This window comes from Kribbella turkmenica (assembly GCF_004348725.1).
Classification (GTDB): domain Bacteria; phylum Actinomycetota; class Actinomycetes; order Propionibacteriales; family Kribbellaceae; genus Kribbella; species Kribbella turkmenica.
Map to the genome: position 1 here is coordinate 1 of NZ_SMKR01000240.1, position 8066 is coordinate 8066.

The following is an 8066-nucleotide window of genomic DNA, read 5'->3' on the forward strand; positions in this document are numbered from 1 at the left end:
TCCGCGCCCAGATCGCCGAACCGGCCGCCAACCGCGCGCTACGTCCGCACCACTAGCGCGTTCAGGTGCCAGTGCTTGCCGGGGTCGCCGGACAACTCGAGCTCGGCACCGCCCGCGACGCTGAAGCGCAACCAGGTGAACTCGCCGGTGGCGAGTGGAGGGCTTGCGGCGAGCTGACCGCCGGCTGATCTGACGTACGTCGGGTCGGACGGCTGCGTGGCGTCGCCTACGAGCATCCAGATGTCGTGCTCGCCGTCGGGCAGCTCCAATCGCAGCACTCGTGCTGCTGTGTCGTTCACGAAGTCCCGGCGCAGGTCGTCGAGCACAGCGCGGTCCCGTGACTGCGGTCCCTGCCCGACCCACATCGGCGTGCCCGAGGTGAGCCGCTGGTAGCCGGGCAGCAGTGGACTGGTGGCGGTGCCTGCATCGAGTGCCACTACGGCGGTGTCGCCCGGCGGTGCCGTGAGGACTTGCGCTGTGCGCGTCCGGTCAGTGCCAGCCTCGACGTCCAGAGCGGTGATGGTCGGCTCCGGACCGGGTACGACGGTCACTTCGAGCTGCGCCACCGCACCGGCCGGGATCGACGCCGTGGACGCACTCGACGTCCACCCGGCCGGGACCAGGACGCGAGCGGTCGCGTCGATCGCCGACTCCGTGGTGTTGGCGGCCGTCACGGTGACAGCGCTCGCGCGGCCGCACAGCATGGGCGATGGTGCCGCGACCTCGGTCACCACGACCGCAGGCAGCTCAGCCGACGGGTCGGGGATCACCAGGGCCACCAGGTGCCAGTGTTGGCCGGGCAGGCTGCTGAACTCGAGGTCGACGGCACGCCCACCGTCGAGGACAGCCTTGACCCAGCTGTACTGACCGCCGAGCAGGAACTCGCTCTTGGCGACGAGCTTGCCGTCCGCATGAACAGAGGTTGGCCAGCAGTCCGCGCTCGCGTCGCCGATCAGGAAGTAGACGTCGTTGCTGCCGTCCGGAAGCTGGACGCGAAGGGTACGGGCGACGGTGTCGTTGACGAAGTCGCGACGCAGGACGTCCAGTCGGGCCCGGTCGCGCGACTGCGGCGCCGTACCGACCCAGCCGAAGCCTCGCGCCGGGTCCCACTGGTCCGATGGTGAGAGGCGCTCGTACCCGGACAGCACCGGGCTCGATGCCGCCCCGGCGTCCAGTGCCAGCCGGCATCGCGCACCGACCGGCGCCACGATCACCGGCATCCGTGTCCCGAGCACGGGAAGACCGCCCGCCTCGGCCGCGAGGTCGATGGTGGTGACCTGCGGGGTGAGCGGTGGGGTGACCGGAACCTCGCAGGGTACGAACTCACGCGACAGCATCGAGACGGTCCTCTGCGCGCTGTCCCAACCACTCACCTGCGCCGACAGCTCGACCTGGCGTGGTGAGGCGTTGCCGGCGCTCAGCTCGAGCAGGTTCGGCCAACCGCCCAAGAGCAGACCATCTCCGTCCAGTCTGACCTGGGTCCACGACCGGGAGCTGTCCAGCACACGGCCGGCCTCGAAGTAGTAGCTGACGATCGAGTCCCGCCACAGCGTGGCCTGGATCGCCTGCTGGTCGAACCGCTCCAGCGTCGTGGCGTATCGGCTTCGATCGACACGCGACTTCAGCGAACGCCACAGCTCGCGCAGCCGGTGTGCGTCGTCGCGCCCGTCCCAGTGGGTGTCGTAGATGTGCTGAATCACCGTCTTGCCGGAGTGCAGCCGATGGCTGTACGGAACGTGGTGCAGGAACAGCAGCAGCACGTCAGGACAGTCGGCGAGCGACTCGTACCGCTGGAAAACCGGTAGGTGGTAATGGCCGGTGTACCCGACACCAGTGGCCACCGTCCGGTCGAAGCCGGTCCCTTCGCGGTCGGCCCGGTTCCACGGCGCGTTACCCGCCGGGTTCGGGGTGAAGTGGTCACCGGCGATCATGAAGCCGACGCCCAGCGGGGAGGTGTAGTCCTCGTAGGTCTCCCAGGACCCGAGCAGCATGCCGGTCAACGTCGAAACCACTCGGGCGTCGCCGCCGAAGGTCATCCGGACCCACTCCTCGGCGAGCTCCGCGGCTTTCAGCGCCGGGTTCCAGACGAGCCGGCCGTAGCCGTGGGTGTTCGCCGCCGCGAGCGGATGCCTGGTCCAGTTGCGGTCCGAGCCGAAGTTCATCACCCCGGCCGCACCGTCGACGATGCGCGCGACCGTCGTCCCGGGACCGGCGGCGTGGGTGTCGAAGTCATAGACCTCCTTCCACTGCGGCACCAGGTAGCACAGGTGCGTCGACTGGCCGGTGTACTCCTGCGTGATCTGCAGCTCGGCCATCGTCCGGGTACGCGGCATCGCACCGAACAGCGGATGCACCGGCTCCCGGACCTGGAAGTCGATCGGGCCGTTCTTGATCTGTACGACGACGTTGGCCGCGAACTGCCCGTCGAGCGGCTGGAAGGTCTTGTACGACTTGCTCGCCCAGGTCACCGGGTCGAAGTCGTGGATGAACGCGCGCCACATCACGATGCCGCCGTACGGGCGGACTGCCGCGGCGAGCAGGTTGGCGCCGTCGGCATGGGTCCGGCCGTAGGTCAGCGGCCCGGGCTGCCCCTCCGAGTCGGCCTTCACCAGGAAGCCGCCGAAATCGGGGATCATGTCGTAGATCTCGCGGGCCTTGTCCCGCCACCACTGCTGCACGCCCGCATCGAACGGGTCCGCGGTCGGCAGGCCGCCGAGCACCATCGGACAGGCGAAGTTGGCCGACAAATACAGGGTGACGCCCCACTCGCGCAGCACGGCGGCCAGGCCCACGAATCCGGTGAGCATTTCGGTGGAGAGGAACGCCGGGTTGGCGTTGACGTTGTTGACGACCGTGCCGTTGATCCCGACCGACGCGAGCGTACGGGCGTAGGCCAGGTCCCGTGGTCCGGTCGTCGGCAGCGCGTCCCAGTCGAAGATCGTGTCGCCGGCGTACCCACGTTCCACACTGCCGTCGAGGTTGTCCCAGTGGTTGACCAGCCGCAGTGGATTGGCCGGCCGTTCGCGAATGTCCAGGCGGGTGACGTGGCGCTGCGTCTGAAGTAGTCGCAGCAGGTGGAAGGCGCCGTACAGAACGCCGCGCCTGCCTTGGCTCGCGATCACGACGGCGTTGTCGACGGTCCGGATGACGTAGCCCTCCGGACCGAGGCTGTTGTCGACGAACCCGGCGACGTCCGGCGAGGTGTCGGGAGTGCCGATGATCACCGCGCCGTCGCGCCTGGGCCTGGTGTGGTGCGGAACCGTGCGCCCGGTGATCGCCGAGAGGCCCTGGAGGAGCTCGGTGACGGCCGCGTCCTCCCGGGGTGCGACCACGTGGGTCAGAGCGCGCCGGTACTCCGCCAGCCGGTCTGGCCCGGCCTTGCGGTAGCGCAGCCAGAGCTCGTGACCGTCCTCGTCGGGCAGACCGCCGGCCGACGCCGTCAACGGGTCGAGCAGACCGCCCGCCATGACCGCGCCACTGGTCAGGAACAACTGCCGCCGGGTGAACTCCATGCCGCCGCCTTCCCTGGGGAACCGGTTCCTGAACCTAGGGAGACAGGATGCGCGCGTCAAGGGTTCGACCCGCAGGATTTCGATTTCTCTCCGCTTTCGAGAGTCTCGCGGAGGGACTCGTCTATCATCGTGAGGAACCGGTTCCACACCCGAGGAGGCTTTGTGCGCCGGACCAGGCAGGTGACGATCCTCAGCGTGGCCGCGGCCGCGGGAGTCTCGAAGTCGACCGTGTCCCGGGTGATGAACGAGACTCCGAACGTCGATCCGCAGATCGTCACCCGGGTCCGCGACGCCGCCGCACGTCTCGGCTACCGGCCCAGCGGGACGGCGCAGAACCTGTCCCGCGGCCGGACCGGCATCGTCGGCGTCCTCGTCCCCGACCTGGCGAACCCGTTGTTCGCCACCATCCTCAAAGGCATCTCGGCCGAGGCGGAGCAGGACGGCTATCGCACCCTCGTTGCGGACGCCAACGAGCAGCCGGGCGAGGAGCTCCGGCACCTGAACGAGCTGGCCCGGCAGAGCGACGGCCTGATTCTGTGTGGTCCGCGGATGAGTACGCCGGAGCTCGCCGGCCTGGCCGAGCTCGACGTACCGATCGTCCTCGTCAACCGCAAACCGGACCGCAACCTGTTCCCGTCGGTCACCGTCGACAGCCAGGAAGCGGTCATGGACCTCTGCCGGCATCTCGACGGGTTCGGTCACACCAGCCTGTGCTACCTCGGTGGTCCTTCGCACGCGGCGGCGGAGGCCGATCGCTGGTCGGCCCTGCAGTCCTCGATCCGGAGCCGGACCAAGCTCTACCGGGTCCCGGCCGGCGCGATGCTGGACGACGGCCACGCCGCGGCCGAGGCCGCGCTGGCCACCGGTGCCACCTGCCTGATCGGCTTCAACGACCTGGTCGCGCTCGGCGCGGTCGCCAGACTGCAGGAGCTGGGCATCGCCGTCCCGGGCCAGATCTCGGTCGCCGGCTTCGACGACATCGTCTACGCCCGCTTCACCCTCCCCGGCCTGACCACGGTCGCCATGCCGCAGACCGAGTTCGGCCAGGAGGCCTGGCGTCTGCTCTCCCCCTACCTCCACTCCCGCAAGACCCGCCGCACCCGGACGCTCTCCGCCCACCTCGTCATCCGTGGCAGCACAGGGCCCCGACGGAATTGAGGCGCGCGGCGGCTCGCACGTCTAGGGTTCGGCGGGTGCGGATTGTGCGGGTGTTCGGGCGTGATGTTGAGGTGTTCGCGCGGTTCTTCCAGGTGCGGCGGGCGGAGCTGGAGTTCCGGTGGCGATGGCGCTCGAGGAAGCTCGGGTGCTGACGGCGGGGACGCGCGGGCGGACGGGATGGTCGACGGCGATCGGTGGGTGGGGATCGCCTGGCTGAACTGGTGATTGCTGAACAACACGCGGACAGTGGACGTCGAGATCGCGGTCGACCGGGAGCATCGGCGGCGTGGGGCGGCGACGCGGTCGCTGAAGACCGTGATCGGGCTACCACCCCGGCCTGAACCGGCAGCCGACCGCCTTCGACGTCTGGCCCGGTCTTCCGCCGTCGAGTGAGCCCGCCCGTCCCCGCGGCAACCTCCTCACCCTGGCGTTCGTGGTCGGCCTGCTCGCCTTCTTCCTCGCCGACGCCCTTCCCGGGGGTCCCAACGCGATCGCGACCTTCTTCGTCGCCACCGCCGCCGTTCTCGTTCTTTTTCTCCTCACCGTCGCCGTGGCCGCGGTCGCCGGACGGGTCCGCCGGGACGCGCCGAGGCCGTTCGGCCCGCTCCCTGCCCGGGCCCGGCGACGGCCCCGTGCCGGCGTGCGCGTGGACGTCGGATGGGGAAGCGCACAGGCAGCCTCACCCGCGGCCGCAGCGGACGTCGAGGAGGTGACCACGCCCGCGCCGCCCGGGTCGAAGCGGCACTTCCTGCAGGCTGTCGACGAACTGCTGGCCGTTGTCGACGCCCTGCCGGAGTCCGATGGCCGTGAGATCCAGGACGGTCTGCTGAGGTTCGCGACCTCGGCGGATGTCACCGATCTGGCCGAGCTCGTAGAACGGCGTCGGGTGCCCGAGCTCCGGCGATTCGCGATGCTTGCCGAGCAGCTCCCCAAGTCGCGCCTGCGCTACCTGGCCGTCGTACTCAGGGCCCGGAAGATCGTCCGGTGATGGGCGATTTGGAGCATTTGCTCAACCGGGTCTCCTCCCCCGCGGACCTGGCCGTCATCCTCGTGGCCGCCCCGCTCGCCTACGTGCTGGACGCCGGCCTCGACGTCATCGGATTCCTCGCACCGGGGTACGTCGCGATCAGCACCGCCTCGGTCGCGCTCGGCCTGAAGAAGGTCGTCGAGGTCCGTCTGAGCAGGCGCGGCCGGGTCCCCGTGCTGCAGCGGGCAGCCGCGCTCCGCGAGCATCTCGCGGCGGACGGAGGGTCGGATCACCTGCTCACCTTCCTGGACGCCGAGATCGCTCTCCACCGGCGCGGCGCCACCACGGAGGAGGACTTCGAGAGCGCGCTGAAAAGCTGCCTGACCCAGTACCGCGGGCGGAGCCTCGTCGAGCGCAGCGATGCGGGGATATCGGGGGGTCGGCGTTAGTCTGGTAGGCGCTCTGATCCCGACCGGAAGTGCCCATGACTGTCGAATCGCTGTTCCCGCGCCTGGAGGCGTTGCTGCCGGGGGTGCAGAAGCCCATCCAGTACGTCGGTGGTGAGCTGAACTCGGTCAGCAAGGACTGGGACGCGGTGAGCGTCCGGTGGGCACTGATGTACCCGGACGCGTACGAGGTCGGCCTGCCGAACCAGGGCGTCCAGATCCTGTACGAGGTGCTGAACGAGCGCGACCACCTCCTGGCCGAGCGGACGTACTCCGTCTGGCCGGACATGGAAAAAATCATGCGCGAAGGTGATGCGCTTGGTCCCATCCCGCAGTTCACGCTGGACAGCCACCGGCCGGTGCGCGCGTTCGACGTGTTCGGGCTGTCGTTCTCCACCGAGCTCGGCTACACGAACATGCTGACCGCGCTCGACCTGGCCGGCATCCCGCTGTACGCCGCCGACCGGACGGACGAGGATCCGATCGTGCTGGCCGGCGGGCACGCCGCGTTCAACCCGGAGCCGATCGCCGACTTCATCGACGCCGCCGTCCTCGGTGACGGCGAGGAGATCGTGCTGGCCATCTCGGAGGTGATCCGGGAGTGGAAGGACGAGGGCCGCCCGGGCGGGCGCGACGAGGTGCTGATGCGGCTGGCGGCGTCCGGCGGCGTCTACATCCCGAAGTTCTTCACCGTCGAGTACCTGCCCGACGGCCGGATCAAGCGGGTCGCGCCGAACCGTCCCGGTGTCCCGTGGCGGACCGCGAAACACACCGTGATGGACCTCGACGCCTGGCCGTACCCGAAGAAGCCGCTGGTCCCGCTCGCCGAGACCGTGCACGAGCGCTACTCGGTGGAGATCTTCCGCGGCTGTACCCGCGGCTGCCGGTTCTGCCAGGCGGGCATGATCACCCGGCCGGTACGCGAGCGCAGCATCACCACGATCGGCGACATGGTCGAGAACGGGCTGAAGCAGTCCGGGTTCGAGGAGGTCGGGCTGCTCAGCCTGTCCTCGGCCGACCACAGCGAGATCGCCGCCGTGGCCAAGGGCCTGGGCGACCGGTACGAGGGCAGCAACGTCTCCCTCTCGTTGCCTTCGACAAGGGTCGACGCGTTCAACATCACACTGGCCAACGAGTTCTCCCGCAACGGCCGGCGCAGTGGCCTGACGTTCGCCCCCGAGGGCGGGTCGGACCGGATGCGCAAGGTGATCAACAAGATGGTCACCGAGGAGGACCTGATCCGGACCGTCGCGGCGGCGTACAGCCACGGCTGGCGGCAGGTGAAGCTGTACTTCATGTGCGGCCTGCCGACCGAGACCGACGAGGACGTGCTGGCGATCGCGGACCTGGCCAAGAAGGTGATCGCGACCGGTCGCGAGGCGGCCGGCCGGCGGGACATCCGCTGCACGGTCTCGATCGGCGGGTTCGTGCCGAAACCGCACACCCCGTTCCAGTGGGCCGCCCAGCTCGGCGCCGAGGAGACCGACGCCCGGCTGTCGAAGCTCGCGGCCGCGATCCGGTCGGACAAGAACTACGCCAAGGCGATCGGCTTCCGGTACCACGACGGCAAGCCCGGCATCATCGAGGGCCTGCTGTCCCGTGGCGACCGCCGGGTCGGCCGGGTGATCGAGCAGGTCTGGCGCGACGGCGGCCGGTTCGACGGCTGGAGCGAGCACTTCTCCTACGACCGGTGGGTCGAGGCGACCGAGAAGGCGCTGGCGGACGAGCCGGTCGACCTGGTCTGGTACACCACCCGCGAGCGCGAGTACGCCGAGGTCCTGCCGTGGGACCACCTCGACTCCGGCCTGGACCGCGACTGGCTCTGGGAGGACTGGCAGGACGCGCTCGAGGAGGACGGCGCGATCGAGGTCGAGGACTGCCGCTGGACGCCGTGCTTCGACTGCGGCGTCTGCCCACAGATGGGCACCGAGATCCAGATCGGCCCGACCGGCAAGAAGCTCCTCCCGCTGTCCGTCCTCTAAC

General features: G+C 69.5%; 5 protein-coding genes. 4 read left to right on the top strand and 1 reads right to left on the bottom strand.

The annotated features are described in order from the left end of the window. Positions 1-38: 38 nt before the first annotated feature. Positions 39-3512 (bottom strand): alpha-glucuronidase family glycosyl hydrolase, encoded by a 3474-nt coding sequence (locus E1218_RS33505; protein ID WP_132327062.1) that lies wholly within the window; start codon positions 3510-3512, stop codon positions 39-41. A 162-nt stretch (positions 3513-3674) separates the two neighbouring features. Here E1218_RS33505 and E1218_RS33510 point away from each other — a divergent pair, with 162 nt between their 5' ends. The 4 genes from E1218_RS33510 to E1218_RS33525 all read left to right on the top strand — a co-directional run bounded on the left by E1218_RS33510 (position 3675) and on the right by E1218_RS33525 (position 8065). Continuing rightward, positions 3675-4670 (top strand): LacI family DNA-binding transcriptional regulator, encoded by a 996-nt coding sequence (locus tag E1218_RS33510; protein ID WP_165949532.1) that lies wholly within the window; start codon positions 3675-3677, stop codon positions 4668-4670. A gap of 433 nt (positions 4671-5103) precedes the next feature. Beyond that, positions 5104-5658, top strand: coding sequence for a hypothetical protein (locus tag E1218_RS33515; protein WP_132327064.1), 555 nt, complete (start codon positions 5104-5106; stop codon positions 5656-5658). After that, positions 5658-6086, top strand: a complete 429-nt coding sequence (locus tag E1218_RS33520) for a hypothetical protein (protein WP_132327065.1) — start codon at positions 5658-5660, stop codon at positions 6084-6086. The genes E1218_RS33515 and E1218_RS33520 overlap by 1 nt, the downstream gene beginning before the upstream one ends. Positions 6087-6121: 35 nt before the next feature. Next, positions 6122-8065, top strand: a complete 1944-nt coding sequence (locus tag E1218_RS33525) for a TIGR03960 family B12-binding radical SAM protein (protein ID WP_132327066.1) — start codon at positions 6122-6124, stop codon at positions 8063-8065. The last annotated feature ends 1 nt before the right edge of the window (position 8066 follow it).

Bases quoted from the DNA above. Each gene is read 5' to 3' on its own strand.
- E1218_RS33505 (WP_132327062.1), bottom strand. From the start codon at position 3,512: ATGGAGTTCACCCGGCGGCAGTTGTTCCTGACCAGTGGCGCGGTCATG.
- E1218_RS33520 (WP_132327065.1), top strand. From the start codon at position 5,658: ATGGGCGATTTGGAGCATTTGCTCAACCGGGTCTCCTCCCCCGCGGAC.
- E1218_RS33525 (WP_132327066.1), top strand. From the start codon at position 6,122: ATGACTGTCGAATCGCTGTTCCCGCGCCTGGAGGCGTTGCTGCCGGGG.